Here is a 24,155-nt window from a genome sequence, read left to right on the forward strand (position 1 = left end):
AATACCTCCTATAATGAAATGTTAATAAATGCCCATCCTTGTGAACCTATGTGAAGATAAGCACCCCATCCTTTACTTCCGTTCATATATTTGATAGTCCCTAAAGCGTCCGGGCCATTACCAGCAATATTTACTCCTTGTGTACTTACTTGAGAATTAAATTCTACGAAGCTACTAGTATTGAATGTTATTCCGTTTGTTCCCCTTATAAATAAACGATTTCCGGATAAAATATCCGCGCTACCAGAAGCCTCTAAACGGATAAGACTTGCAAAAGTACTTACCTGTCGGAATGAACGAAAATCTATTCCCATTTCACCGGTAACTGTTGTCTTATTGTCTCCAAATAGATGAGTATTTCCATTTGAATTGAGGTAAAGCGTACTTGGATAATACGTATCGCCGGGAGCTGTTTCCCCTTTTGCTATTCCTATACTTCCCGTATAATAACTTCCAAGATTTTGTTGTGAGATTGTTAATGTTCCATCAGAAAATCTACTAGTATCAATATTCTCATGAAGTAAAATTGTAGGTTGCATTCTTCCATTTTTATTCCAGTAATAACCAAAATACATTCGTGTTAAATTTGATTCCATTAAGCGTATAAATTGTTTTTCGATGTGAACGTAGTTAGATCCACTATCAGTACGCAGTGTAGAACCTTTAATTTCTCCTGCTAAAATCCGTTCTGCAACAATACCTCTGCCTGTAATCGCGTTCCTAAAGGTCATTCCTCCATCAGTGCTTACACCTAATCCAGCACTATTCAAAACTACAACATAATTGGGATTGTTCTTATCCTTCGCAATTAACCCTTGTGGCGTGATATCCAATTCACTTGTTACGCCTAAAATCATACTCGTGATATTTGCAACCTCTTCTGCCATCGCATTGATTGGGAGCTTTTCTCGCCCCTCTATCAAATCATTAATTGTTTTAGCGGCATGATCTAAATTAGACTGATACCTTTTGGTAATGTCTTGATTCCCAAAGGTTAATTGAATATCCAGTATATTACCACGCCAATCACGTAATACACTCCGATTTACAACACGTACTTCTGCATCCAACCCAATTCTTTCATCAATAAGAAATACCCGATCACCAAGTCCACTCTGAGCAATCGGGTATTTCTGTTTCGTTAAATCTTGTATATCAGCAGTTACGCTAATTTTTAAACTTTCATTCACAATCTTTTTTAAACTGCTTTCCATTGTTGCATTTAATTTTATACGACCGTCTTTTAAAGGTGGAGCGTGACGCACTCCGATTCCAGGGATACTTGCAAGTGGTGATATATACTCACGAATCAATTTAGCACCTTGCCATCCATCTTCTTCTGTAAAATCACCATAACCTTTAGCGTATGTCCAAAACCCTGATGCATCAACTTCTTGAACTATATTAGAAGCATTCAATCTATGGCGGTACATGACGTTTAAGTCAAATCCTATTTGAGGTTCAATGGTTACAACCTTTCCGAGCACCTTAAATTCTGCCCCATAACGATTCAATGCATCTTTAAACATTTCAAGTCGGGTAGACCCACCACCAAATCCTTCCCATTGTAATGAGTTGTAACTTCCATTCAATTGATAAGCATAGCCACTTCCACTAAAAATGGTTGCAAAACAAGCATTCGCAGTAAAAGATTGATTATATTCTTCATACACACGGCCACTGTCGAAGTCATCATAAAATTTCGGTACCGCTTTAATCTCAGCAGTTAACGTTTGCCCTTCACCCTGCTTCTTCAGGTAAACAACTTTATATTCCGTTTCATTATCATCAACTAAAGTCCACATTTCTGAGAGTCTATTAAGATATATCAAGTTCACTTTATTAGGTGGTATCTTTGCAGAAAACACGCTATTCCCATTTAATTCTTCTTCAATTAGATAGGTTATATGTGTGATATACTCTATATTTTCTAAATCACGTACATACATATTAAATCACCTCACTTGTAGTAAAACCTAAAATCAAATTCTATCGTTGCTGAGGTGCAATTAAACACTTCTAAGGTATTCCACCCTGGTACAAGCTCAATGAAATCCTTCTTTGTATTCCTTAAAAAGGATAACCCGTTCCTACCTATATTCGGACCTGAGTAAATAATGGTGTCTGTAATATATAAAGCTGACGTTATTGTTGCTGTGCTAAGATTTGTATGATTCTTAAGTATAAATCCCGCTGTACTACCTGCTACGTCACTAATTGTTATTTTTAATTCTTGTTCAAAAGGATGAACCGGAATGTTACCAGGATTGAAAATTTGAAATCGCTGCCCTGATAGAGCTTTATGTTTATATATCCTTGACGCAGGATCACTGATAATGCCCATACCTGCTCCCCATAATCCACTCCCTGGGCTAATTCCATCACGTTGAATATCTGATGACTTACCAATCGATTCAGCAAATGGCAAGTCTGCTGTTTCAAATTCCAATTCACCAAATCCATATTTGAGTTGCTGATCTATATCGAATGTAGAGGAGATATTTACTTTATATCGTTTGCCACTAACAATTAGATTATCTCCATTTTGATACTCTAATCGTCGTAATTCGCGAATATAGAAAGGTTCTGTACTAAGTATCATTTCAAATAGTTTATCTCGCGTTATTGCTACATCTAGTAAATCCTGCGCTTTAAAATAAAAGGGTACGGTTATAGTCTTTACCCCATAAGTAGATCCTGTGCTAATTCTTCCGTTCGCTCCCTCTACATCTATATAGGTAGGACGCATTTCAATCGATCCCACACGGAAGTCCTGCGCCTGAACGTTTATGTCAGATAGTTTCATAGTTTGTCCATTTATTCTTGTGATTTGTGCGTCCATTAGAAATACCTCCTTACTGTGTTTTCGACTGCATTCCCTTCATTTACATGAGGCCGTACAATACGCCCTACTGTTTCACCTTCCATAACAACTTGTAGATTATCTAATTTGTCACCTAGATTTTTAACTGCAGATGCCACTAATCTAGTATCATTTTGACTTGCGACATTAGCTGATTGGGAGTTAATCATTGCTTGTTGCCCGAAATCTGACGATGAATTAACACCAGTTACATACGACGGGGCATTGTAACTTCCTGAAATTGAAGGAATCACAGGAGCTACTACATTACCAGGAAGAATATCACCCATCTGAATTGAATCTGTCAAACTTGAAAATCCATCTTTAACAGCAGATGCCATATCTAACGCAGTACGTACTAGAGGGTTTATCATACTATCCATTCCCTGATCTAAACCTTGACCTACGTATACCCCTATATCTCTCATCACACGTGAAGGAGAGTGGATACGGAAGAATCCGGTAATAGTATCTTTTATGGAACGACCAATATTAAAAACCTGGTCTATAAGTTTATTAGCATAACTGTAAATACCATTAATAAGACCAGAAATCATTTGTTGGCCAATCGTGAAAAAGTAACTTACAAAACGCTGGACTGTATTTACTGCTTGCCCTAGTATCCACCCAATAGCCGAAACCACGTTATTCATTTTATTTTGTATTCCGCCTATAATAGCGTCCCAAATTCCAACAAAGAAATTTTTGAACATACCGCCCCAACTTTGCGCTAGACGGGTTATAGTTTCTAATTTTGAACCGAAGAATACATATAAATCTGCAAGGGCATCATTCCAAATTTTCTTTATATCTCCCCAAAATTTACCGAATAACCGACCTATGTCATTTCCAAATTTACCAAGCCAATTTAGGACTCGCCCAGCACCCCATAATTGCAGGTAACCCCAAATCGCTTCTAGTGCTCCGAACCAAATTTCCTTAACCCCTTCCCACACTCCAGCCCAATCGCCGGTAAAAAGGGATGAAAAAACCTTCACGATTCCAAGTATAACTTTTAGAATTCCTTGTATAAAATCACGTATCGCTTCTAGCGTTCCAATCACAATCTCTTTAATAATCGGCCACGCAAATTGGAAAACTGCGACTAAAATCGGCATTACCGATTTTATTATTTCACTCGCTACAGACCAACAATCGGAAAAGGCTTGTTTTATCTGACTGCCGTTTTCTAGCCAAAACTGGGCTATTTGGGTTCCGATTGCAGTCATGAAGGACCAGATTTCGCTTAAAAATCCGCTTATTGCCTGCTTGATAGACGATACAGTATTAACAACCGTTGTAATTGTTTCCTGATTCATCCCTAACGATTTTAATAATGCTGTTCCGTTTTCTTCATCACCTGCGAACAACGCAAAAATGCCTTGCATGAATACTGCAAAGCCTGAAAAAACTTGTTTAATTGTTTCAATTACCCCTCGAACTGTTTCACCAAATGATATGATCGCTCTAGTATTCTCTGGTGACATTCCTAGTGAAGTGAGCATACTAGCTGCACCATCACTATTTCCTTGTAAAACTTGCCAAAACGCTTTAAAAACGGTTATCACGTTATTTACTGCGTTCCTAAATGGTTCTATATTTTTATAAGCATAAGTAAACCCTAAAGCTAAGCCTGTTATCGCAGCTGCTAACGCCCATGCTACAGGACTCGCCATGGCTAACACCATTACTGCCGGTTTAATAATCATCCATAAAGCAGCAAACGCCGCTCTATACCCTTTTAATAATCCCATTCCTGCACCTAATGGCAGCAATAGGAGTGTTAAGGCTGGAACTAACATCATTGTCCCTTGGATGAATTTTGCTAAAGTAGGATGTGCTTCGTTAAATGCGATGACCATTTTTGCCATTGTGTTAACAAAATTATAAATAGGTATCATTAAAGCGGCAAATGCATCCCTCATTGGCTGTAAAGCTTCAGTAAGTGACTCCATCATGTCTTTATATGCCTTTGCGTATTTAGGGTTCATTTCCATATTGGCTTTATGCAATTTGCCATAAAACATAACTGCCCCAGCACCAACGACTAAAAACGCTTGTCCCATTCCCATAACAGATTGGTTAATAATACGAATTTGATCATTTAACTGCTTCATATTCGCAGTAGGCCCAAGAAATTCTAAAGCTAACTGCGCAGCACTACTTCTATTCGCTAATCGTTCCATTGCATTAGTCGCGGCCAAAGCACCTCTAGAAACGTTGTATAATGGATTACCCATACGTTGTAAATTACCTTGTAGTTTACTTGATGTTGTAGACATATTGTTCAACATACCGATGGTTTGCAAAATACTAGCTTGTTTCATTCTGTCTAGTCTCATAATTTCATCATTCGCAGCTTTTTCTGCCTTACCAATTCTGTTAACTTGAGCAATTAAATCCTGGGCGCTACCAGAGTATGTTGCCATACTCATAGCAGCATCTAAATAAGCGAGTTTAGTTCGTTTTAGCTCTTCAATATGAGGCTTCATAGCTTCTCGTTGTTCGTATTTCATTTGCCGTAATCTACGACTATATTCACTGTTAGCATTCCCCATATTTTCAATGCTACGTCGATATTCTCTAGAGCTTCGACTGGTTGATGTAACAAAATCGTTCATTTCACGACGCATCTGTTGAATCTCGCGACGCATTTGATCAGTTTCAGCCCTAAACTGAACAACTAATTCTTCTTGTGTGGTCAAATCCCTCCCTCCTTTCTAATTGAAGTTGAGAGTTTGTAAGAACTGCATATGTTCTTGCGCTTTTTGCATTTTTTCTTCTATCGTTAAATCTTGATTGTTTTCTCCATTCAACTTATTTCGGTCGAATAAATCAGATGGTTTCAATTTCTTTTTAGGGTCATGATGATAGGCTACACGCATCATAAGTGCAAACACGCTATTTGTTTGCAACTCATCAAGGTGTTGCTCATTCCGACCTATCATCAAATTTTCGAATTCACGAGGGGTAAGCTCCATAACCTCTCTAGGCAATAAATTTAAATATCTAAACCCATCTTGTTGAATTTTATCTAAGTCCTCTCGGGTAAATTCTCTTATTCTTCTACCTTCCCGAACATTTCCTCTACCATTTCCATCATCTCTGGGTTCTCCGCTGCTTCTGGATTCTTGGCTAGATACTGCTTCTTCATTTGTTTTCTCAACTTTTTTGTTGTCTTTTGGTAGAATGTACTTTCTGCTACCACCTCATTTAAAAGTTCTTCAATGAATTCTTGAGAGATTTTTCCCTCTTCAAATTGTTTTTCGATGTTCTCCATGACTTTATCTCGTGTAAAGCCTTCTTTTGTATGCATTAATCCGAAGTAGATAGCATCAACAAACAACTCTAAATCTCCTTGCATACAAGCCATTACAACTTCGTTTGAACCGCCCTCATATTTTTTATTTAATTCATAGATGTTTCCAAAAGTAAGTTTTAATTCGTATTCCTTTTTATCGATTTCAAAACGCATTTATATCAATCTCCTTTTAATTGGATGTTATTTTCAAATTTAAAAAGGACGGTAAAAACCGTCCTTTACTGACCTGCACCTTTAGGAATTTCTGTGAGTGTTTCTGTTCTTACAGATCCAGATAATTTCACTTCCACTGAATAAGAAACAAATTCACCGTTAGATGAAGAACGTTCAAAAGAAGTAATCATATAGTTACCAGCTTCTGCTTCTTTCGTTCTCATATTAATTTCATAAATCTCCATATATTCACCATTTCTAATGGCAGCCTTAACAGCAGGATAATATGGGTCCCCTTCTGCTAGCGTACAAGAGAACGAACGAGTTTCTTTTCTTTTTCCATAATCGGAATACGATCTATCTTTAGACTCTGCTTCAATTTCATCAGCTTCAATATTATGAGAGTCTTCGGTTTGGTCAAATGGCCTTACTAATACAGATTGATTAGTCTGATCCTTTATTTTGGCAGCGATAATAAACTCATCACCACGGTACATTTTGTTCTTAACTGTTCCAGGTGTTTCAGCCATATATTTCACACTCCTTAATTTACATAGGCTTGTTGATATTCAAAAATCATTGTTAGTTGCGCAGAGCCAACTCCACTTGGAGCAGTTGTTACTCTCCGAAAATATATTGTTTCAAACGATTCACTACCATCTTCATTTCGCAGATGTACTGTGTAACCGTTACTTCTGATTTTGTTAGCAACCTTTTCTGCTTCTTGCATTGCCTTATCTGTCGTTGCATTAAAAAATCTTACTACCATTGTGTATAGTAAGGTGTAATGATCTTTTGAAGTTTTATCATCATTTATAGATAAAACCGGATAATATACCGATGGAATAACTAGTTCTTCTGGAACTTGATCATGATAAGCAAATGTATTAGCAGGTAAACTGTCGTATACAAAAGCTTTCATAGAACCATGTATTTGCTCATACATAATTATCTCGCTCCATTCTGTACCCATTGCTTAAATTGGCGGTCAAATGAACGTTGAAACATGCGTTCATAAATAGCAACTGCATTATCCCAGTAAGGACGGCCTTCTATGAATTTAGCAGTTAGCATCATTCCAGTAGGTGCATGTGGATCATACTCGAAATTATGGCCTTCCCATCTTCCTGGAACGAATCGTCTAACTTGTTGATGTCCGTTATTCACGACCTTAGCATAAGAAACCGAAGTCCCCACATCAAGTATCAACCCACCGTCAGAAGAGCGCCATACGTTCTCTCCATCTCCTTTTGTGAATGAATTCAAAAGAAGCCTAGTATCTACAACTGCTAATGAAATGATTTGATTTTGAACCTCTTCTAGAAATTGAAATCCGCTAGCTTCAAGCCATAACGCAACGTTCCGATCTAATCCGCTTGCCATACGATTCAACTTTGCACTGAACTCACGGAATCCCCTAGTTGTTATTTGGCTAGCCATGGCTCACTCTTCCTCTCCGCAGTGGCCTTTATATGTGAAACCTCACCAGTAAGTGGATGTACTACTGGAAATGGATTGCGTATATAGTAAGTTACTCTCGTATCTTTTTTGATTACTTTATCATTATGCTTAACACCAGCATCTGGCATAAACAACACTCTGATTTCTTGGTTGTTTAATTGGTTTGGTACTGATTGTACAGAAGCAGTGGTACCTTCTATAAAGTAGCAGCTTTGTTCTGCTATATCAGGAGTATCCTTGTATGAATACACTTCTTCTCCTGGTTGCCCATACTTACCTGGCTTTGTTGCTTTCTGTAAATGGTAAATATCACATTCGTGAACCATCAATCCTGGTAGAGACATTAAATCGTCCTCATTTTAAATGTGACTTTCCTTTTACCTGAGTTAGGTATAAATCCCTTTAATAAATTAAGCACATCAGGTTTAGTGATACTTGAGCTATCCTTTGTATAAGAATAGTCTCCACCACCAACACTTTCAGACTTAATCCCCTTCATCGCATTCGTATCAGTGTTTATATACGCATAGTACTGGGCTAACTTCTTACAAGCTAACTTCACTTCTGCTGGAACTTCAGGATGCTTCGTCTTATCCGTAAAATCCATTTTAGAGAGATTATAAATCTCTGTATCTGCCTCAAGTATGTCCTGCTCCAATAGAGGAACAGGACGTTTCTTCACTTCAGGCAGTACAGTGTAATCTATTAATTCTTGAGGAGTAATAAGTGCCATACTTATCACTCCTCTCCTTTAGTTTTACTACCATCTTTTCGAACTTCAAATTGTTCATTACCATTTAGATAATCATAGATTTTCTTTGTAACCTTCTCTTCTTGGTCCAATAAAAATAGACGTTCATGGACGTCATATGTTTTACCAACAATTAATTTAACGTAATAATTCAAAAGTCATCACTCCTTAACTTTGATAACTTTTGCAACTGCATCTTCCTCTTCGAACTTCACATCAACCTTCGCAGTTAAAACAATAATGAATTTCCGAGAGCGAATATCCTTATCTACCTCAATTCGAATATTACGGCTCATACCTGTCACAATATTTTTAGGCGGAGTTAATAAAATATCAGATACATTATTTTCTCCATCATTATATGGCTGTAACATAGCAATTCCCTCTACTGGAACACCATAAGCAGAAGCTAAACCACCTTGGAGTGAAACATCCCCTAAGTTAGTTTGTCGCATCGCTACTTGGTCTTTCCATTCAATTTCTAAACCATGCGATGTGTAAAACTTCCAGTCTTTAGGGTTACGTAAGTACTTAGCAGGAACAGCTTTATAGGCTTTCTTAAATACATCTTTAGTAAATGCACCTGCAGCACAATCTATAACATGCGAAGTTGCTTGTTTGCGAATCCCATCTAATAAAGCTAAATATGAATCTGTAGACGCTATATCACCATTTAAAATTAGCTCTTCGATATCTAATGCAGCACGATCTGCTATCATCTGCATGATAGTATTTTGAAGATTACCGCCCTCAATATTGTTTTCCAACGTATCATAAGTAATATGCACTTCCGCAATTACTTCTTTAGCATTTAACGTAATTGTGCTAGTTGATGGAGCAGAGCGATCAGAGTCTTTTAAAGGTACACCTTCAACTCCAGGGCGAAGAATACGGGAACCAAAGCCGATTTTTTCAATTTTAAGTGTGTCTGAAGCCATTTGAACAAAACGTGAGTCCTTTAGAATAGTAGGAGAATTTTGCACCATACGTAAGAATGTATCAGCTTGTTCAGGATTCATTAAACCACCACTAGCTAATGTGGCAAGAGTAACGTCCGCTTTTTCAATAATTGTTTTGTTATTAAGTGTCATATATATTTTCCTCCTTCAGGCTTACAGTAAGCCATTCCATACAGATTTTTTAACTTCTGCTTTCTCGATAACATCAGTATCTTGCTGGTTACTAATACCTTGAGATTTCTTTAATGCCTCAATCTCTTCACGTAAAGGAGCAGTAGCAGCTTCAACAGCTTTTTCCACCTTAATATCTTCTTCTGTTTTTTCCTCGTCGAGATTAAGGTGTTTCTTAACAGTAGCTAACTCTTCCTTAATTGGACCAACAGCCTTTTCTACTGCTGAAGTTAATGTTTTTTCTAATTGTTCTTGGTTAAACTCCATATGGTTTCCCTCACTCTCTGCGCCTTCCATTGAAGGTGTGACGCGTGTTTTTAGATTTGTTAATGACTCAATAGCAGCGTCGATATCTCCCATGTTTGGAACACTGATTTTCTTAGCTGCTTTCTCTACTTCTTCAGCAAGAGATACAACAGGTTTTTCCTCCCATGCCTTTACAACTGCTTCTGTGTCCTTCAATTCATTGATAATCTCAACAAATTCAAGTGCGGCTGCTTCAATACGATCTAAGTCGATAGCATCAGCAGTAGGGGCATTCCATAACGATTGATAGAAAGTATCTTCTAATGCAGAGAACGAGGCGTTAACATCACGGCGGTGTTTATTCTGGTTAAATTTATCCCTAACCTCGCCTTTTTGAACGTTTTCTCCACTAAAAAAGCCCTTCAACAATTGGAAGAAGGACTTCATTTGTTTCTCTTCAGTTTTCGTTACTTCTTCCTCAATTACTTCTGTTTCAGCGATTCCCGCTAAAGAATAACCTTTGTAGTCACCCTTCTGGATTGCTTCCCATACCTCTTCGGTTGCTTTAGTGACAAGTATCCATGTACCTTTTGTAATAGTCTCACCATTCACTTCCATATCAGCAGGAGCGATATAGGATTCTACAACTTCACCAACACCCGCTTGGAAATCGTGGTCCTTATCGATTTGACGATATTTCAACATGAATTCATGAGCTGCTTTTTCGATAGTTGATTCGTCCGCGAAATCGTTATGACTGTCTAAAACGCAAGGTTCATAAACAATTCCATATACTAAACGTTTCTCTTCATCTTCCGACTTGATAACGCGTACTTCTTTTTCAAAGTTTGGTTTTTCATCAGATTTAGTTAAAAAGAACTCACGTTTATTTGCACCTGCATTTACATAAGAAACGTGTGAGACTTGTAGATTCTTCAATTTTCGCTTTGTCATCTGTTCTATTCACCTCCTTTCAAATATGAATCGGCATAGTTTTAGAAGTCTTCATTTTCTACTCAACTCCTTCAAAGTTTCTTCCCTAATCTTCTGCTTCTCTTCTTCAGATAGCCCTAATATGTTGTTATCTACTACAGGCTGAAGAACACATTTGCAATTCACTCTTTCTTTCGCACTTAACGAACTATCACGAGGAAACATACATTTCTCACCAGATCCGGGCAGTTTAAACTCTTCCTCTACCGGAACCGTTGTGCCGTCATACGCAACATGATTATCGCGTGGCTGGTTATTCTTTGCACCGCTATGACGCCACTTCTTCCCTGTAACAGCGGGGGATTGGCAATATGATTCAAATTGAGAAGCGGAGCATGCTGCAAGGACTTCAGTCTGCGCTGTCCTCTTCGCTCTTTTACGGTCGAATTCCGGAAGCTTCGCAAGCTCTCCTGCTATTTCACGAATACCTTTCCCTTTCTCTAATCCTTCGTTTAAAATCCGCTCTACTGCTTTGTGAGAATTAATTTTCATGATCTTACCTAATTCATCCGACCAACTATCAATCCACTTTGTAGTTCGTTTTGAAAAGATATTAAACTGGATATCCGGGTCAATGGCATCCATAAAAGCTTTTGTCATATCTTTCATCGTGTAATCAAGAAACTTCCTTGCTGCTTTGCTCAGGCTTTTAGCAAAGGTATCCGCCCCAAATAGGCTACTAGTGACAAAGTCAATAATGTCCTTTATCTTGATCTCCTTCTCCACAGCATCTTTTTTCGTATAGTTCTTAATTCCATCAACAAGGTACTTCTTCTGTTTCCGAAGCAGTTTAGCAATTTCTTTTTCAAATTCCTCAACGTATCCTGGTAACATGTCCAATACTTCTAAATCAGCAGGCAATGAAGCTATAAAGTCATCCGTATCAGCCTTTGCAATCCATTCATTAAGAGAAACTAAGAGCTTATCAATCTTCTGCATTTTGCATCGACTCCAGTAAGTCACGTAGGTCTTTCATTACATTGACTAGTTCTTCATTTGAATTGCTGTCAGCTGACTTCTGTAGAGTTTCTCCTAATCCTTTTTGCCAACCACTTACTTTACGACGTCTTTCTAAAACTAAAGCAACCGGTTGATCTGCTTCAGGAATATCATAGTCAGAGAACTCTTTATTTAGCATATTACCAGCGATATTACGTATATCTCGGAATGTTAAACCGCCCTTATCAGCCAATACCTCAACGGTTTTAACCATATCTTCCGTGTTACTAATTTCTGACTTACGTAGGTTCACATATACGTGTTTTAATCCATATGGAAGCAAAAGAACGTTATTAATGATGAACTCTAAGCTGTTACGCTCAGGTTCAAACACCTGCTCTTCTGTAATCTCACGCACAGATTCAGCAGTTGCTCTGTTAAAGTCTCTAATGTAACCAACATATACATCTGGCAAACGGAATGCTGATTGTACCTTTTGGCGTGATTTCTCATCGTATTCAAGGAATAAGGCATCATTTTGCAATACATCCGCTAGTGATTTCAACTCTATATCAATGTTTGGCTGTGTATCACCAACTACACCTTCATCTGCATTTTCAACTTGCAGTAAGAGATATTTATGTTGATTATCTTCACCTTCGACATTTGAAACATAATCGGTAAGAGCAGCTTCGCTTTCTTCTGATAAAATGCCATTCTTCAGCAATATAGCCATCGGAATATGCCTACCTTGTTTGAAATAGCGAAGGTTTAATTCTTCTGCCTTTCTAGCCCCTACCATGTGTACAACATGCGATACCCAACGCGGAATGCCATATGGTCCATTACCAATCTTCAAATGAATGACTTCGGTAGCGTTTTTCTCTCCTAACGAAACATCGGAAAACTCACCAGTCTCTTTATTTAAGAAACGCGGATCGCCAAACTCTTTGAAATAAGTATCTACTGATCCTACTCGTTGTACATAGCGACGGAACCTTTTCTTTCTTTTGACTTCTTTTCCGTTAATTAAGTATGTAACTTCTTGGGGGTTATCATCTTTACGAGTCACTCGCATGTACTGCGGTAACATATTTATTAATTCAGCAGGCTTTCCTTCTAAATTACGAATCGCTTCAATATAACCATTGCCAGTCGTCTCTTTATCATCAATGCCTGTTTCAAGAATCTCCTTGAATGGCTTTTCGAAGCTAAATAACGGAATAATTTCAGTATCAACTAACGTCCACTCCGCCCTCATTTCAGGAGTTTCTTTGTTATCATCCTGCTTATACTTCATTTCATGACCAAACCCAGCTATATTACGCTTGTACGCATCAATACATTGACCAAGAATCGTACTATTTTCTCTAATCTGCTGTAGGTCTTCTATTCTATAAGGTGGTTCAATGATTTCATTTACAGCATACTTCTCATTTTCACTCTCTTGCTGGCGGGATAGTACCTGAGCACTTGTTCCCGTCGCCTTAATTACTTTGGCACTAACTTTCCTTTTATTCATCATTAAGCTGCTTCACCTCTTTTCTTTTTCTTCTTTTTACGCAGTCCGTAAATAATTGTATTAACAAAGTATCTTGTTTCGTCCATATGGTGATCATTCTCTTTCAGTGGCTTCTCTTCACCACGTTCAACTGATTTCTCATCCCATATGTAAGAAGCGAACTCTTTAAATGTTTCGTTACAGCAGTCGTTAAAATAAATAATGCCCGTGTTAAGCGCAACACCGACATTACCAATACCCTCTTTGACATTATTTCGGGCCTTATATACTTTTCGTTTGTTTCTAACTAGCAAAGCTATAAATGAAGCAGCGGACGGGTCAACTACTGTACCACGGATTGGCAAATCCCCTACAAATCCCTCAAAGTCTTCGTAGTATTCCTGATCTGTTTTCTGCTTTTCCGTTTCTCGACCGCTATAACGGTACTCTTTCACCTTGTACCATACTTCTTCACCTTTTTCGATGCACTTACCCCACAATCCATATACCATGGCGTTCTGCGTACCATAGTCACAAGAGACAAAATATTCAACGTACTCCCTTTGAATCGTAGGAACTTTATGCTTATTTTCATCAAACATATCGAATATAAGTCCAGAAGCAGCTGCCCATTCACCTTTGATATATCTACGATAGAATACGCCACTATACATGCGATGATATCTTCTTTTCGTCTTCTCATCTAATGACAAATTATCATCCATGGAGAATTTAAGGTGCAGTAGATTCTTTTCTTTCTTTTGATCCAACCACTTCTCTTTAAACCAGTGATACGGGCCTGCCGGATTACAGTTGAACCACATTTTTGAACCAGTTACAGACAAACGGCCTGTTGCTTGGTTAACGAAACTTTGTACCATAAGTGCCACTTCATCAAAAAACATGCCAGCGGCAGTGATTCCTTGGATCAAATCCTGGGAACTTTCATCTTTACCACCAAAAATATAAAAGAAGTTTGTTACACTATCTTTAGTAACGGTAAGCATATTCTCACTTCTATGATCTTTAACCCTATACCCGCGTGACTTCAGCATCTTTTTAAGTGGCGTTATAACGTTACGACGGTGTGATCCAATCGTTTTACCACACATACCAAAGTTCTCACCTTCAAATGATTCCATTGCCCACATAACATAGGAAAGAGCCATCGATACTGTTTTTCCCGCACGAATAGAACCATCGCAAATAATCCCGTCATAATCTTTAACGGGACTGTTAGGCTTCCACCAGGTTAATACCTTCAGCTGCTTTTTGGAGAATGGCTTAAATTTGAATGGAGCAGGTTTCTTTTTACGCTTCGGAATCGTCGTCATGGCCATCCCACACTTCCTCTACCTTGCCTTCTAGCGCTTCTTTGAAACCATCATCTTCGTACTCATCGCCATCTTCCCCCTTAATACGTGCAGTGTCAGCTTTTGTTTTTTCAATGTTAACTTTCATCTGCTCTAACTTCAATCGTCTCTCATCATCAGCATTTGCTAACTTATCGAACCTCTCAATCATAGAGGATAACGCTGTCATAGCGCGCGAATAAGCTGTAAGTAAATTAGCTTGTTTATCCCATGCAAACTGCACTGTGTACGCGTCTCCATTCAGTGATTCGCTAATCATCTCTTTTGACATATCGTTTTGATTGCGAACATGCATAATACGTTGTGAATTAAGGATATTGAAGTATTGCAGTTGAATAGAGTGGAATAGTATATCTAATTCAGTATGGTTTTGTATTTCATCTAGCAATTCCATTGCATGCGGATCGTCACTCGGGATTATCTTCCTAAACAATCCATGCGTCATAGCGTTATGGTTTCCTTTTGGTGGGCCATGCCCTAGAGCATTCTTATTACCCCATTTAGGGTTCTTGTTACCCGAATTACCCACTGCATTCTTATTACCAATGGGTGCACCTGTTTTCTTGGTTTGGGTGCATCCTTTTTCATCTTTTGGGTGCACCCCTTTTCGATTCCAACCATGCCTTTTTCTCCAGGACTTAATTGTATTAATACTGACCTCGTATTTCTCAGCCAGTTCTTTATACTTCATACCTTGCATGTAATCTTCTTGAGCTAACTCGTGTTTTTGTTTCACTCCATATCACCCACCACCTTCTATATAATAGGAAGAAACTCGTTCATTTCTTCCTTCGAATAACTTTTTTACAAAGAAAAAAGACCTTGTAAATTACAAAGTCTTTTTCTTCTATATAAAACTTACAACTTTCATATTAGAATTAGTTAAATTCCTCCACCAGGCTCTGTGTTAGCAGGTGCTCCTCCAGTATTTCCATGTGATTCTAACTTGGGTGCAGGCGTATCTCCTACGTTATAAGCAGGTGCCCCTCCTGTATGCCCCTCAGAACCTAACTTCGGTGCAGGGTAATGTCCATGAGTATAAGCCGGTGCTCCGCCATGATCTCCATCAGCTTCTAACTTAGGTGCAGGTGTATCTCCTACGTTATAGGCCGGTGCTGGATAGTCTCCATATCCATAAACTGGTGCTCCTGTATGCCCATGAGTATAGGACGGCGCTCCCCCTGTATGTCCATGTGCATAACTCGGAGACCATCCCTCTCCATGAGTATAAGATGGTGCCCCTCCATGATCTCCTACAGAGTCAGCTTTAACAATTCCTCCGCCATTTCCGTGAGTAACACCAAAAATTCCAAATCCTAAAACAGATAAACTTACAACTGCTGTACCAATTTTCCTTTTCATAATCGCTCTCCTCTATGTGTATTTCATGTAAATTGAAATGAACATATTCTGGATATCCGTCATGATGAAAATTCGACTCATTTCATTACCATATATTTATACTTCTATGTATTTTTTTGTAAAACCTTCTTGAAATCTGAAGGAAATGGTTATTTTTTGTAAAAATCAAAATGTAGTAACAAATTATTCACTTCACAATTTAAGCTTCGTTTCCTAGCTATATTCACCACCTCGCGGTAATCCCTAATTCGGTCTTGAAATTCTCTAAAACTCGATGTATTATATTTTTGTGTTTTTCTCAGTTCCCAAGCCGAGAATACATCATCACTTCTGAAAAGGACCCGAACTCCAGCGGGTTCTTTTTTATTCCTATTCTTGTAAATCCTTTCATTTAAATATAAAATTATAAATAAGTTTTAAAAATTCGAATCGAGGTGAAAATCATGAGAAGTTTTGGCTCATTAATGATTTCTACTGTCTGCTCAGTACTTCTTGTAATTTGGAATGCCTATGAATTCTATAACGGATTCACAACAGGGCACACATACTACTGGATTAATGGCATCGGAGCTGTTATCTTCCTTCTATTCCTTATCCTCAACGTGCGAGATTTCAAAAAGAAAAACTACAGAACCTCATAACAATAGAAGTTGATACATATGTGGAAAAAAATTAATAATTATAAGTTTCATCTAAAAGATTTGAAATTTATGACTTGGCTATTTCCAATTGTCGGTTTGTTATATGCCTATGAATTCTTCTCTGGGCTAATGTACCACCAGGAGGTTCGTTGGCTTAAGTTAATATGCATGGCGATAATGATTATAGGATTTATGGATATTAGAAAAAAGCTTAAAAACAAAGATTATAGAGTGGCTTAAACCACCAAACACTCTTGAACTCATTTTCAAATCATTGTATTATATTTTCGGGTCTTACTTCATAAATCATTATCAAGAGAATCTGCAGGTTTGCAGGTTTTTTTTGCAAAATAAAAAAACATCCATTATATGAACGCTTCATGTTATTATGATAAAGCTGTATTAATTCAGATTGATATGTAGGTGAAACGAATGGAGAATAAACAACCTGAACAAAAGTACGATCTAAGCAAGATATACACATACACAGAACATCCTGACAAAATCAGCGGTCGCTGTGATAATTGTGGAAATACCGCATTCAAAAGTTCCGTTAAAAATTTCATCTATTTAAGAGAATGCCGTAAATGCGGCATGAAGAAAAGTATCTAGCCCCGGATAGGGCTTTTTTCCTTATAAAATAAAAAAGCAGCTGTTAGGCTACTTTAAGTTCATTTTATCACCAAATAAAATGATATATATATTCTCCCGTTATGCTTTCATCAACTCCTGCAACCCTAGCAAATCTCATTACGTCTGCCCCTTGTAGGAAATACATTGTTAGCATAACTGGCACCCGTGACCACATAAACCGATAAAGCTCATCCACCCTTTGCTTAGTCGTAACAATTAAATCATTCGCAGGTCCATTAATCCATGCAGTTGTCTTAACTGAAGTAAACGAAAGATCTTTCCCATTAACCACTATCCTCGCCATAATATGTGTTATATCCACATCGATCCCTCATTCCAAGAACCAAATCTGTTTTCCATATTTACATAAGTATTCAACACTATAAGAAATGTTTAAAATGCTTCTTTATAAAATAAAAAAGCAGCGGATTCGCTGCCTAGCATATTCCCCCAACTCACGGGAATTCCTTTATATTTCATTTTAAATCTATAAATTTCGCTGTATAATTTTTGTAAGAATCTAATTTTTCAGAAACGGAGTGAAAAATATGAAAAGTTTTGGTACGTTAGTAATCTCTACCGTTATTTCAGCAGGCTTATTATATTATAATGTCGATTCCTTTTATAACAAATTTTCATCAGGAAATACATATTACTGGGTAAACGGTATCCTAGCTGCTGGATTCCTTATATCCTTAATTATTAACATAAAAGATATCATCAAGAAGAACTACACAACTTCTGAATCGAATTAAGGAGCCTATTATGGTTCCTTTTTCTATGCAAAATAAAAAAGCAGCGGATTGGCTACTTTAAAATCTACATAACTCCCTTTTCTTTCGCTCTTTCATAAAGAACCGTGCGACTTACACCAGTAACTTCACATATCTTTTTTACTGTAAACTTATTCGTCTCTCGGTTCGCAAGTAAATCTAAAGCATGTTCCATATTAGGATTATCATCGTCATATTTCTTGGGGCGCCCTTTATAAACACCACGTTCTTTGGCTAGTTCAATACCCTCTCTTTGTCGCATTCGAATTAGGTCACGCTCTAACTGATTAACACCAGCCATGACAGTAAGTAGGAAAGTGCTGTATGGATTTTCACTTGTTGTATCTAACCAAGTATCTTTTATCGATTTAATCGATGCACCTTTTCCTTTAATTGTTTCTATGAGCTTGAATAAATCCTGAGTACTCCTACTAATTCGAGTTAGATCAGTAACAACGACTACATCACTCTCACGTAAATTGTCCAACATGCGTAATAATTCTGGCCTATCAGTTGTTGCCCCACTTGTTTTCTCCTCAAATACATAATCACATCCATAATCATTTAACTGTTTGAGTTGTCTTGCTAAGTTTTGTTCCTGTGTAGATACACGAGCATACCCAAGAATCATCTAATGTCTCCCCTTTGTCCGTATAAGTGTCCGGAAATTAACTATAAGCTAATAATACCATTAATTTTCCGTACATGTAAACAGGACATTGAAGCACTTATAAAACAAGGATTTAAATTATGTCTAAAATGTGAACAAAACAAATCCTAAAAGAGTAGACCTAATTGGGACGTTATTAACCATCTGTTTTTCATTCTTATTTCCGTGTTACTTTATCAATTTCCCAATGTATATACCCTTGAATACCCAAAAATCTTCAGCTAATGCGCCTATCAGTACGTAAGGAGGTTATGGAAATGAAATTTAAAACTAAAAATTTAGAACTGAGTATTTCACCTGAGTTCGTCGCAGCTATCAGTCAATTAATCACAGCTTTCCACCTAGCAGGAATCATTTGATTCTTGCTTTTCTTTTTCATTCATTGTGTTCGTTTGTTTTGTTTAAATGGGCTAATCTATCAATTATATTAAACCCATTAATCAAACTATTACATATTAATAATTTATATATATACTATAGTAGATTACTAGAAAGGAGGCGTAACCATGGATAGTTGCGTAGTGTTTGTAAATGGACAACCTTTTTTAGTTCTCTCAGTAGCTGGTATTGAAATTGCTAGATTGGAGATTTCTCTTCAAGTGGCGTTAGCTCTAAGAGTGCTTGGAATACCAATCTGCGATTAATTACCACATCTCAAAAAAGAGGTCATTAGCTCTTTTTTTTTATTTTCCCCTTATCTTTCCTTAACAACAAACAAGACGCCACCCAGATCACAGCAGCGCCTACGATAATTACTATTGGTTTAATCATCCATAATCCCATCCAATTCATGGTTACTATTCTAAATAGACCAACAATATATTATAATCCTTTATATACCCAAGGAGGTTTATTATGCTCGGCTTTCATAAAAAACTACCCATCTTAGGATTCTTTTTGTTTTTATACGGTTTCATCGGTATCATCTTTTTATTACTATTCCTTAATGTGTAGGAACAAAACGTATAAATATATGTTTAATATGTAATTTTTATATAACAAAGAAAAAAGCATCCATAATGGATGCTTAATGTATACTAATATTAATATTGAATAGCTTCATTGATAGACTTTCTAGAACAATAAATATACTAGCTGAAACTGATCTATATCCGATATTCTTTCCTGTAACATTAATAGTAATCTCCGTTAAATGGGTTGGCACATCATCTTTTTCAAAAATTTTATCTTCAACCTTTTCAACTATTGCTACATTATCCACTTCTTTAAAAGTTTTTAGCAATTTTGTTTCTAATAAAGTAAAATCAAAATTTTCATCTTTAACTACAGCAAATTTTATCTTCATTTTTATTTCCCCATTTTTAACTAGTTAATATACAAATATCAATATAATTATATATACTTGTATTAAATAATACAAAAAATATGTTTTATTAATTTACTCATAGTTAACCTATCTAATAGAGAGAAATAAAAACCAAAGGAAGAAGTTGATCTCCCAAGGTCAAGATCACTCGCAACCTTCTCGTTTATACTCCGTAGAGTTGGCTCAAACAAAGAGTGGAACTCTTTGCCCCCGTTTTAGTCATTAATAAGAATCGTGAGTAATTACTAATGTACGAGATCACGTATACAACCTTGTACCAGAAACGCGATGTTCATTCAGTCAAGAACAACCACCCCATTTCCATTTTCAAGAACCGGCATAACAGAGTAATAGACTTATATTCACTATCAACCCAGAGAGCAGGACATCCTCTAAGCTGAATGGTAAATATAATAGAAACAGCATGACGAATGCGAGTTATCTCACACCCGTCACACTGGAATATGTCGTTTTTATACATTCATTGGTTTTCTCGTCTTAACGCGGGTTCGTACCGCCTTGCCCGCCCTACTATGCGGTATACGTTACCGTGACATTCTCGCATAAGAACGTTTCACTTATAGGTGTACTAATCCTCTTCGATATACGGTTGTCAAAGGGCTTGTACCTATACTTTACCGTCGATTTCATTTGCATAATTCCCCTTATTTTATCGGTTTTTTGTCGATGTTTTTCATTCCATAAAAAAAGCACCCCATTTTTCATGAGATGCATCTTTCTTAAAAAGAATCTTGCTATTAAGTAAAACAAAAAGATAACATTTCCTTAACGATTATATCTTTGATTGAACTAGCTCATAAAATGAATTCACTTTTGATGGGGTAGAAAAATTATCAAATACAATAAAATCATCACCGGAATCCATTGTTATTTTTTTGATAAAAGGGATACTAGACATCTCTAAAACTATATCATTTGTATGACTGAAGTTATTCACCTCAGTGTATGCATATTCCCATTTAAGGCCTTTTCCAAACATATAGTCAGCACAAAACAATAACCTTTTATTTGTAGCAGCTAAAATTCCAGATCTACTAATATAACCAAGATTTATCGCACAATAAAGTGTAGAAATTACTTCTTCATTACTCTGTAAGTATCTTGTTACCGTTTCTAAGTTCGCCTTCACTAGTAATCCTCCATATTTTTAGTATTAAATTATTAACACTGTACATCTATTTTATTATATATTACATTTTAATAATAACACGAAAGCATTCCAATAAAACCCCTTATATTCAAATCATCCCCAATGAAGTAGCAATCATTCGAATTGCATTTTTCTTCCTATTATAGAAGTGATCCTTCTTCATTGATAACTCATTATAGATAAAACTGTCCTTTAACTTCTCTCCATTCAAATACTTCATTTTAATAATCTCAGCCTCGTCATAATCCAATACGTATTTTAGTGCTTTCTCAATTTGCTTAAACTTAATATTACTCACATGTCTTGTATCCCTTATCTCTGGAAACAGACTGATTCCCTCTTGCTGTAGCTCCACTTCATTCTCAAAACGTGCTTTTAAAGCGCGGTATTCTTTTAGAATGCTGACAACTTCCTTTTGCATCTTCTTCTCCATTTCTTTGTCCATTACTGGTAAGAATGCTAATTGTTCCATGAAGGAATCCCCCTATTTCTGAATTTGTCTTTTTACATTCACATCAGGTACGTGAAATTTTACTATCTCTTTGTTGAATAAGTGAACCATTCATAGCGAGAAGCTCCCACCACCCACTCTGCATGGTTCCGCTATCCATTAAGCCTTTAATAAATTACGTTTCTTGTTGATCATCTTCCCTTTCGCTGCTTCAATGTTATTTGCTACTTTCTTATGGTCCTGATCAAATTGAATCATCCCATCAAACATAACTGGTGCTACTACTTCATCAATGTATTGTAAGTAATCAACTGGCGCTCGTTCTGTCTGTTCTACTAAGTATCCATAAATATCAAAGTCTGCTCTTGGTATAGACTTCTTGCCCTTCGGTTGATGGGACATCCTTACGTAAGATTGAATGACTGATAGTGGTACTACAAATATTGACTTATCCTTACTGAACTCTATAAGGAAGAAACAAATTGCTCCCATCTTCTCTGCCTTCTCCAGGTAATCTAACTGGTGCTGCGCAATGTTCTTTAAATCAAATCGTGTAGCATTCTCTGTAGACTTCGCTTCAAATGCGATAGCTCGTCCCCTATACACGCCGTCATAGTCTACTGTACTTTTAGCTTCATAGAATCCATTTAATACACGGCCACCTTTACTTTTTAGCACCTTCACAGGAGTCGGACGCTTGTTTATAAGCGCCACTCTCCCTCTTTGATACATTTCATTCGATAAATTGATAAGCTTCTCAAAAGCCATTCCGCGATTCCCTAGTCCCATTGTTATTCCTCGCTTTCTACTTCAATTAAATATGCAATATTTCATATTTTATTATCATAATATTACTTTATTAATCGTCACTTTCTATCCCACCATTGATATTCATTGATAAATCAACATTTGTAATTTAATTCCTGATGTTCAATTCCGTTAAAACACATTTATTTTATATATCCAAATAATTATATTGGAATTTCTTGTTCTACAAATTTTTAAGTATTTTGTGTATTATATAGCGGAAGAGTAAGGTAAGAGTTACTCTTTGCCATTTTAGGAAAGGTCCTGTTGGAGACAACGGGGCCTTTTTTCGTAAAAGGATTATTTTGTTTTAATTCTATTTATAATTTGCTAAAATTTAGTAAAAAACATCATATTAATAAAGGGGCAATCATGAAACATACTATAAACTTCTGGTCTTTTATTTTTTCATTTGTTTGTGTCGCTTTATTCTTTTTATATCTTGAAGTATGGTCACCTAAAATGAATGAATCTATTATGAATACAATATATTTTCATCCTTTATTCGTTTTGCTAGTTTTAACACTAGGAACTTTTTTTGTTGGTATGATAGGGTTCTCTAAAATAAACAACTGGAAAGCAATGCTCAGAAGCATAATAACAGTCAGTCTGACATTTTCATTATCCGTGTTTTTAGCCATTATTTTGTTTGTGGGATATGGATTAAGTTAAAAAGAAAACTTTTCCGTACCCCTGAATAAAACTCAATATTCCGTCAATAATATAGATGACATTAGATTTTCTCCTTGTTCCCCCTTGGAGATGAGCAGTTAGTTTTGGCTAACTGCTCCTTTACTTATAACAATGATAAGATTCTTTAGAATGACTCTTCTTTATTTCTCAATATAAGGAGCCTTGGATTTCGATTAACACTCCTGTAGTATATAAACAAAGAGTAAGGTAAGAGTTACTCTTTGCCATTTTAGAAGGGGTTCTGTTGGAGACAACAGGACCTTTTTTCATATAGAGATTGTTTTGTTTAATTTTTCACCATTAGCCACAAAAATATCTTATAATCGTTATATACTAAATTAAAATAAAGGATTAGGAGTAGATCAAATGCCAGTTACACTTGAACTTATTCTTTTCATTCTTATAGCAATTAGTGCTGTCGGCTATTTAGTAAAAGAATTTCAAAAAACTAGGAAAAGGACACTTGGAATTTCACTAGAATTCTTGGTTCTTTTCTGGTCAATATGGAGAATATCGACTATCATAATCTAATTTATAAAAAATGAATTCCTTCGAATAAAACTTAATATTATGTCCATAATGTTGATAGGCTGTATGCCAAAATCCATTTAGTTTTTCTCTGTATCTCCTTGTATTGAGCAGTTAGCTTTTGCTAGCTGCTCTTTGTTTGTAAAAAGCACTCAATTAACTGATTGCGCATATAATATTCTGCGTTCCTTTCTTTGTAAAATAGTCGTTACAAAATGAATCTCGTCACGAGAGCACTTAATAAAGTGCTCTTTTTTCGTTTTAAACTAAAATGAAATGAAATTTTTACCATATAGGTAATTGTTAAATATTTTACGCTTATACATTATAATGAAAGGGTTATTGTATATTGGCATTAAGAGGAGCG

At 36.5% G+C, this 24,155-nt stretch carries 30 protein-coding genes; 6 read left to right on the forward strand and 24 right to left on the reverse strand.

The window, feature by feature from the left end; translation table 11 throughout:
- Positions 1-8: 8 nt before the first annotated feature.
- From DN390_RS23410 to DN390_RS23495, 18 genes are all read right to left on the reverse strand, one after another.
- Positions 9-1,949, reverse strand: a complete 1,941-nt coding sequence (locus DN390_RS23410) for a phage tail protein (protein ID WP_147808610.1) — start codon at positions 1,947-1,949, stop codon at positions 9-11.
- Between the two features lie 11 nt (positions 1,950-1,960).
- On the reverse strand, positions 1,961-2,842 hold the full coding sequence (locus DN390_RS23415; RefSeq protein ID WP_147808611.1) for a phage tail domain-containing protein: 882 nt from the start codon (positions 2,840-2,842) through the stop codon (positions 1,961-1,963).
- Positions 2,842-5,568, reverse strand: coding sequence for a phage tail protein (locus DN390_RS23420; RefSeq protein WP_147808612.1), 2,727 nt, complete (start codon positions 5,566-5,568; stop codon positions 2,842-2,844). The genes DN390_RS23415 and DN390_RS23420 overlap by 1 nt, the downstream gene beginning before the upstream one ends.
- Positions 5,569-5,583: 15 nt before the next feature.
- The gene (locus tag DN390_RS23425) at positions 5,584-5,844 is read right to left on the reverse strand and encodes a hypothetical protein (protein ID WP_143880485.1); all 261 of its coding nucleotides are present in this window, start codon (positions 5,842-5,844) and stop codon (positions 5,584-5,586) included.
- A gap of 77 nt (positions 5,845-5,921) precedes the next feature.
- The gene (locus DN390_RS23430) at positions 5,922-6,338 is read right to left on the reverse strand and encodes a tail assembly chaperone (RefSeq protein WP_001210040.1); all 417 of its coding nucleotides are present in this window, start codon (positions 6,336-6,338) and stop codon (positions 5,922-5,924) included.
- Positions 6,339-6,403: 65 nt separating this feature from the next.
- Positions 6,404-6,868: a phage major tail protein, TP901-1 family gene (locus tag DN390_RS23435; protein ID WP_063222560.1), complete on the reverse strand. Its 465-nt coding sequence runs from the start codon at positions 6,866-6,868 to the stop codon at positions 6,404-6,406.
- Positions 6,869-6,882: 14 nt separating this feature from the next.
- A complete protein-coding gene (locus DN390_RS23440) occupies positions 6,883-7,284 on the reverse strand; it encodes a phage tail terminator family protein (protein WP_147808613.1) in 402 nt (133 codons plus the stop codon).
- 2 nt (positions 7,285-7,286) lie between these two features.
- Positions 7,287-7,778 carry an HK97 gp10 family phage protein gene (locus DN390_RS23445; protein ID WP_147808614.1) on the reverse strand — a complete coding sequence of 164 codons (492 nt, stop codon included), beginning with the start codon at positions 7,776-7,778 and terminating at the stop codon, positions 7,287-7,289.
- Positions 7,763-8,143 (reverse strand): DUF3599 family protein, encoded by a 381-nt coding sequence (locus DN390_RS23450; RefSeq protein WP_147808615.1) that lies wholly within the window; start codon positions 8,141-8,143, stop codon positions 7,763-7,765. Before DN390_RS23450 ends, DN390_RS23445 begins: the two co-directional genes overlap by 16 nt.
- Positions 8,143-8,532, reverse strand: coding sequence for a protein YqbG (gene yqbG, locus DN390_RS23455; protein WP_147808616.1), 390 nt, complete (start codon positions 8,530-8,532; stop codon positions 8,143-8,145). Before yqbG ends, DN390_RS23450 begins: the two co-directional genes overlap by 1 nt.
- A gap of 5 nt (positions 8,533-8,537) precedes the next feature.
- On the reverse strand, positions 8,538-8,705 hold the full coding sequence (locus DN390_RS23460) for a YqbF domain-containing protein (RefSeq protein ID WP_071736987.1): 168 nt from the start codon (positions 8,703-8,705) through the stop codon (positions 8,538-8,540).
- Between the two features lie 6 nt (positions 8,706-8,711).
- On the reverse strand, positions 8,712-9,641 hold the full coding sequence (locus DN390_RS23465) for a phage major capsid protein (protein WP_147808617.1): 930 nt from the start codon (positions 9,639-9,641) through the stop codon (positions 8,712-8,714).
- A gap of 21 nt (positions 9,642-9,662) precedes the next feature.
- A complete protein-coding gene (locus DN390_RS23470; RefSeq protein ID WP_147808618.1) occupies positions 9,663-10,880 on the reverse strand; it encodes an XkdF-like putative serine protease domain-containing protein in 1,218 nt (405 codons plus the stop codon).
- Between the two features lie 51 nt (positions 10,881-10,931).
- Positions 10,932-11,858: a phage minor head protein gene (locus DN390_RS23475; protein WP_147808619.1), complete on the reverse strand. Its 927-nt coding sequence runs from the start codon at positions 11,856-11,858 to the stop codon at positions 10,932-10,934.
- Positions 11,845-13,383 (reverse strand): phage portal protein, encoded by a 1,539-nt coding sequence (locus DN390_RS23480; protein WP_147808620.1) that lies wholly within the window; start codon positions 13,381-13,383, stop codon positions 11,845-11,847. The genes DN390_RS23475 and DN390_RS23480 overlap by 14 nt, the downstream gene beginning before the upstream one ends.
- Positions 13,383-14,699, reverse strand: a complete 1,317-nt coding sequence (locus DN390_RS23485; protein WP_147808621.1) for a PBSX family phage terminase large subunit — start codon at positions 14,697-14,699, stop codon at positions 13,383-13,385. The genes DN390_RS23480 and DN390_RS23485 overlap by 1 nt, the downstream gene beginning before the upstream one ends.
- The gene (gene terS / locus DN390_RS23490; protein ID WP_147808622.1) at positions 14,671-15,468 is read right to left on the reverse strand and encodes a phage terminase small subunit; all 798 of its coding nucleotides are present in this window, start codon (positions 15,466-15,468) and stop codon (positions 14,671-14,673) included. Before terS ends, DN390_RS23485 begins: the two co-directional genes overlap by 29 nt.
- A gap of 146 nt (positions 15,469-15,614) precedes the next feature.
- Complete coding sequence (locus tag DN390_RS23495) at positions 15,615-16,094, reverse strand: hypothetical protein (RefSeq protein ID WP_147808623.1); 480 nt, start codon at positions 16,092-16,094, stop codon at positions 15,615-15,617.
- Positions 16,095-16,537: 443 nt separating this feature from the next.
- Here DN390_RS23495 and DN390_RS31355 point away from each other — a divergent pair, with 443 nt between their 5' ends.
- The 3 genes from DN390_RS31355 (at position 16,538) to DN390_RS31365 (ending at position 17,347) form a co-directional block, all read left to right on the forward strand.
- Complete coding sequence (locus DN390_RS31355; protein WP_143880498.1) at positions 16,538-16,735, forward strand: hypothetical protein; 198 nt, start codon at positions 16,538-16,540, stop codon at positions 16,733-16,735.
- 18 nt (positions 16,736-16,753) lie between these two features.
- Positions 16,754-16,975: a hypothetical protein gene (locus DN390_RS31360; RefSeq protein ID WP_063222571.1), complete on the forward strand. Its 222-nt coding sequence runs from the start codon at positions 16,754-16,756 to the stop codon at positions 16,973-16,975.
- A 192-nt stretch (positions 16,976-17,167) separates the two neighbouring features.
- Positions 17,168-17,347, forward strand: a complete 180-nt coding sequence (locus DN390_RS31365; RefSeq protein WP_071742293.1) for a DUF8096 family protein — start codon at positions 17,168-17,170, stop codon at positions 17,345-17,347.
- A 67-nt stretch (positions 17,348-17,414) separates the two neighbouring features.
- Here DN390_RS31365 and DN390_RS23515 read toward each other — a convergent pair whose 3' ends face one another.
- The gene (locus tag DN390_RS23515) at positions 17,415-17,690 is read right to left on the reverse strand and encodes an anaphase-promoting complex subunit 10 family protein (protein ID WP_147808624.1); all 276 of its coding nucleotides are present in this window, start codon (positions 17,688-17,690) and stop codon (positions 17,415-17,417) included.
- Between the two features lie 226 nt (positions 17,691-17,916).
- On the opposite strand from DN390_RS23515, the gene DN390_RS23520 reads away from it, so the two are divergent.
- Complete coding sequence (locus tag DN390_RS23520; RefSeq protein ID WP_098238654.1) at positions 17,917-18,123, forward strand: hypothetical protein; 207 nt, start codon at positions 17,917-17,919, stop codon at positions 18,121-18,123.
- Positions 18,124-18,187: 64 nt separating this feature from the next.
- Here DN390_RS23520 and DN390_RS23525 read toward each other — a convergent pair whose 3' ends face one another.
- Entirely contained in the window at positions 18,188-18,772 is a 585-nt protein-coding gene (locus DN390_RS23525; RefSeq protein WP_097851695.1) for a recombinase family protein, read from the reverse strand.
- Between the two features lie 545 nt (positions 18,773-19,317).
- Between DN390_RS23525 and DN390_RS23530 the strand changes: the two genes are divergently transcribed.
- A complete protein-coding gene (locus DN390_RS23530; RefSeq protein ID WP_000376554.1) occupies positions 19,318-19,455 on the forward strand; it encodes a DUF3956 domain-containing protein in 138 nt (45 codons plus the stop codon).
- Between the two features lie 383 nt (positions 19,456-19,838).
- Here the strand turns inward: DN390_RS23530 and DN390_RS23535 are convergent, their stop codons facing one another.
- From DN390_RS23535 to DN390_RS23550, 4 genes are all read right to left on the reverse strand, one after another.
- Positions 19,839-20,117: a hypothetical protein gene (locus tag DN390_RS23535; RefSeq protein ID WP_063222575.1), complete on the reverse strand. Its 279-nt coding sequence runs from the start codon at positions 20,115-20,117 to the stop codon at positions 19,839-19,841.
- Positions 20,118-20,931: 814 nt separating this feature from the next.
- A complete protein-coding gene (locus tag DN390_RS23540; protein ID WP_098555536.1) occupies positions 20,932-21,288 on the reverse strand; it encodes a PH domain-containing protein in 357 nt (118 codons plus the stop codon).
- 109 nt (positions 21,289-21,397) lie between these two features.
- The gene (locus tag DN390_RS23545; RefSeq protein ID WP_098555535.1) at positions 21,398-21,781 is read right to left on the reverse strand and encodes an ArpU family phage packaging/lysis transcriptional regulator; all 384 of its coding nucleotides are present in this window, start codon (positions 21,779-21,781) and stop codon (positions 21,398-21,400) included.
- Positions 21,782-21,919: 138 nt separating this feature from the next.
- Complete coding sequence (locus tag DN390_RS23550) at positions 21,920-22,549, reverse strand: Holliday junction resolvase RecU (protein ID WP_147808625.1); 630 nt, start codon at positions 22,547-22,549, stop codon at positions 21,920-21,922.
- Between the two features lie 390 nt (positions 22,550-22,939).
- Between DN390_RS23550 and DN390_RS31370 the strand changes: the two genes are divergently transcribed.
- Complete coding sequence (locus tag DN390_RS31370) at positions 22,940-23,239, forward strand: hypothetical protein (RefSeq protein WP_143880585.1); 300 nt, start codon at positions 22,940-22,942, stop codon at positions 23,237-23,239.
- The last annotated feature ends 916 nt before the right edge of the window (positions 23,240-24,155 follow it).

Origin of the sequence: Bacillus sp. SH7-1 (genome assembly GCF_008042405.1) — a bacterium.
GTDB classification, from domain to species: Bacteria; Bacillota; Bacilli; order Bacillales; family Bacillaceae_G; genus Bacillus_A; species Bacillus_A thuringiensis_N.

Bases quoted from the DNA above. Each gene is read 5' to 3' on its own strand.
- DN390_RS23410 (WP_147808610.1), bottom strand. From the start codon at position 1,949: ATGTATGTACGTGATTTAGAAAATATAGAGTATATCACACATATAACC.
- DN390_RS23415 (WP_147808611.1), bottom strand. From the start codon at position 2,842: ATGGACGCACAAATCACAAGAATAAATGGACAAACTATGAAACTATCT.
- DN390_RS23425 (WP_143880485.1), bottom strand. From the start codon at position 5,844: ATGGAGCTTACCCCTCGTGAATTCGAAAATTTGATGATAGGTCGGAAT.
- DN390_RS23430 (WP_001210040.1), bottom strand. From the start codon at position 6,338: ATGCGTTTTGAAATCGATAAAAAGGAATACGAATTAAAACTTACTTTT.
- DN390_RS23435 (WP_063222560.1), bottom strand. From the start codon at position 6,868: ATGGCTGAAACACCTGGAACAGTTAAGAACAAAATGTACCGTGGTGAT.
- DN390_RS23440 (WP_147808613.1), bottom strand. From the start codon at position 7,284: ATGTATGAGCAAATACATGGTTCTATGAAAGCTTTTGTATACGACAGT.
- DN390_RS23445 (WP_147808614.1), bottom strand. From the start codon at position 7,778: ATGGCTAGCCAAATAACAACTAGGGGATTCCGTGAGTTCAGTGCAAAG.
- DN390_RS23450 (WP_147808615.1), bottom strand. From the start codon at position 8,143: ATGTCTCTACCAGGATTGATGGTTCACGAATGTGATATTTACCATTTA.
- yqbG (WP_147808616.1), bottom strand. From the start codon at position 8,532: ATGGCACTTATTACTCCTCAAGAATTAATAGATTACACTGTACTGCCT.
- DN390_RS23465 (WP_147808617.1), bottom strand. From the start codon at position 9,641: ATGACACTTAATAACAAAACAATTATTGAAAAAGCGGACGTTACTCTT.
- DN390_RS23470 (WP_147808618.1), bottom strand. From the start codon at position 10,880: ATGACAAAGCGAAAATTGAAGAATCTACAAGTCTCACACGTTTCTTAT.
- DN390_RS23475 (WP_147808619.1), bottom strand. From the start codon at position 11,858: ATGCAGAAGATTGATAAGCTCTTAGTTTCTCTTAATGAATGGATTGCA.
- DN390_RS23480 (WP_147808620.1), bottom strand. From the start codon at position 13,383: ATGATGAATAAAAGGAAAGTTAGTGCCAAAGTAATTAAGGCGACGGGA.
- DN390_RS23485 (WP_147808621.1), bottom strand. From the start codon at position 14,699: ATGGCCATGACGACGATTCCGAAGCGTAAAAAGAAACCTGCTCCATTC.
- DN390_RS23495 (WP_147808623.1), bottom strand. From the start codon at position 16,094: ATGAAAAGGAAAATTGGTACAGCAGTTGTAAGTTTATCTGTTTTAGGA.
- DN390_RS31355 (WP_143880498.1), top strand. From the start codon at position 16,538: ATGAGAAGTTTTGGCTCATTAATGATTTCTACTGTCTGCTCAGTACTT.
- DN390_RS31360 (WP_063222571.1), top strand. From the start codon at position 16,754: ATGTGGAAAAAAATTAATAATTATAAGTTTCATCTAAAAGATTTGAAA.
- DN390_RS31365 (WP_071742293.1), top strand. From the start codon at position 17,168: ATGGAGAATAAACAACCTGAACAAAAGTACGATCTAAGCAAGATATAC.
- DN390_RS23520 (WP_098238654.1), top strand. From the start codon at position 17,917: ATGAAAAGTTTTGGTACGTTAGTAATCTCTACCGTTATTTCAGCAGGC.
- DN390_RS23525 (WP_097851695.1), bottom strand. From the start codon at position 18,772: ATGATTCTTGGGTATGCTCGTGTATCTACACAGGAACAAAACTTAGCA.
- DN390_RS23530 (WP_000376554.1), top strand. From the start codon at position 19,318: ATGGATAGTTGCGTAGTGTTTGTAAATGGACAACCTTTTTTAGTTCTC.
- DN390_RS23535 (WP_063222575.1), bottom strand. From the start codon at position 20,117: ATGAAGATAAAATTTGCTGTAGTTAAAGATGAAAATTTTGATTTTACT.
- DN390_RS23545 (WP_098555535.1), bottom strand. From the start codon at position 21,781: ATGGAACAATTAGCATTCTTACCAGTAATGGACAAAGAAATGGAGAAG.
- DN390_RS23550 (WP_147808625.1), bottom strand. From the start codon at position 22,549: ATGGGACTAGGGAATCGCGGAATGGCTTTTGAGAAGCTTATCAATTTA.
- DN390_RS31370 (WP_143880585.1), top strand. From the start codon at position 22,940: ATGAAACATACTATAAACTTCTGGTCTTTTATTTTTTCATTTGTTTGT.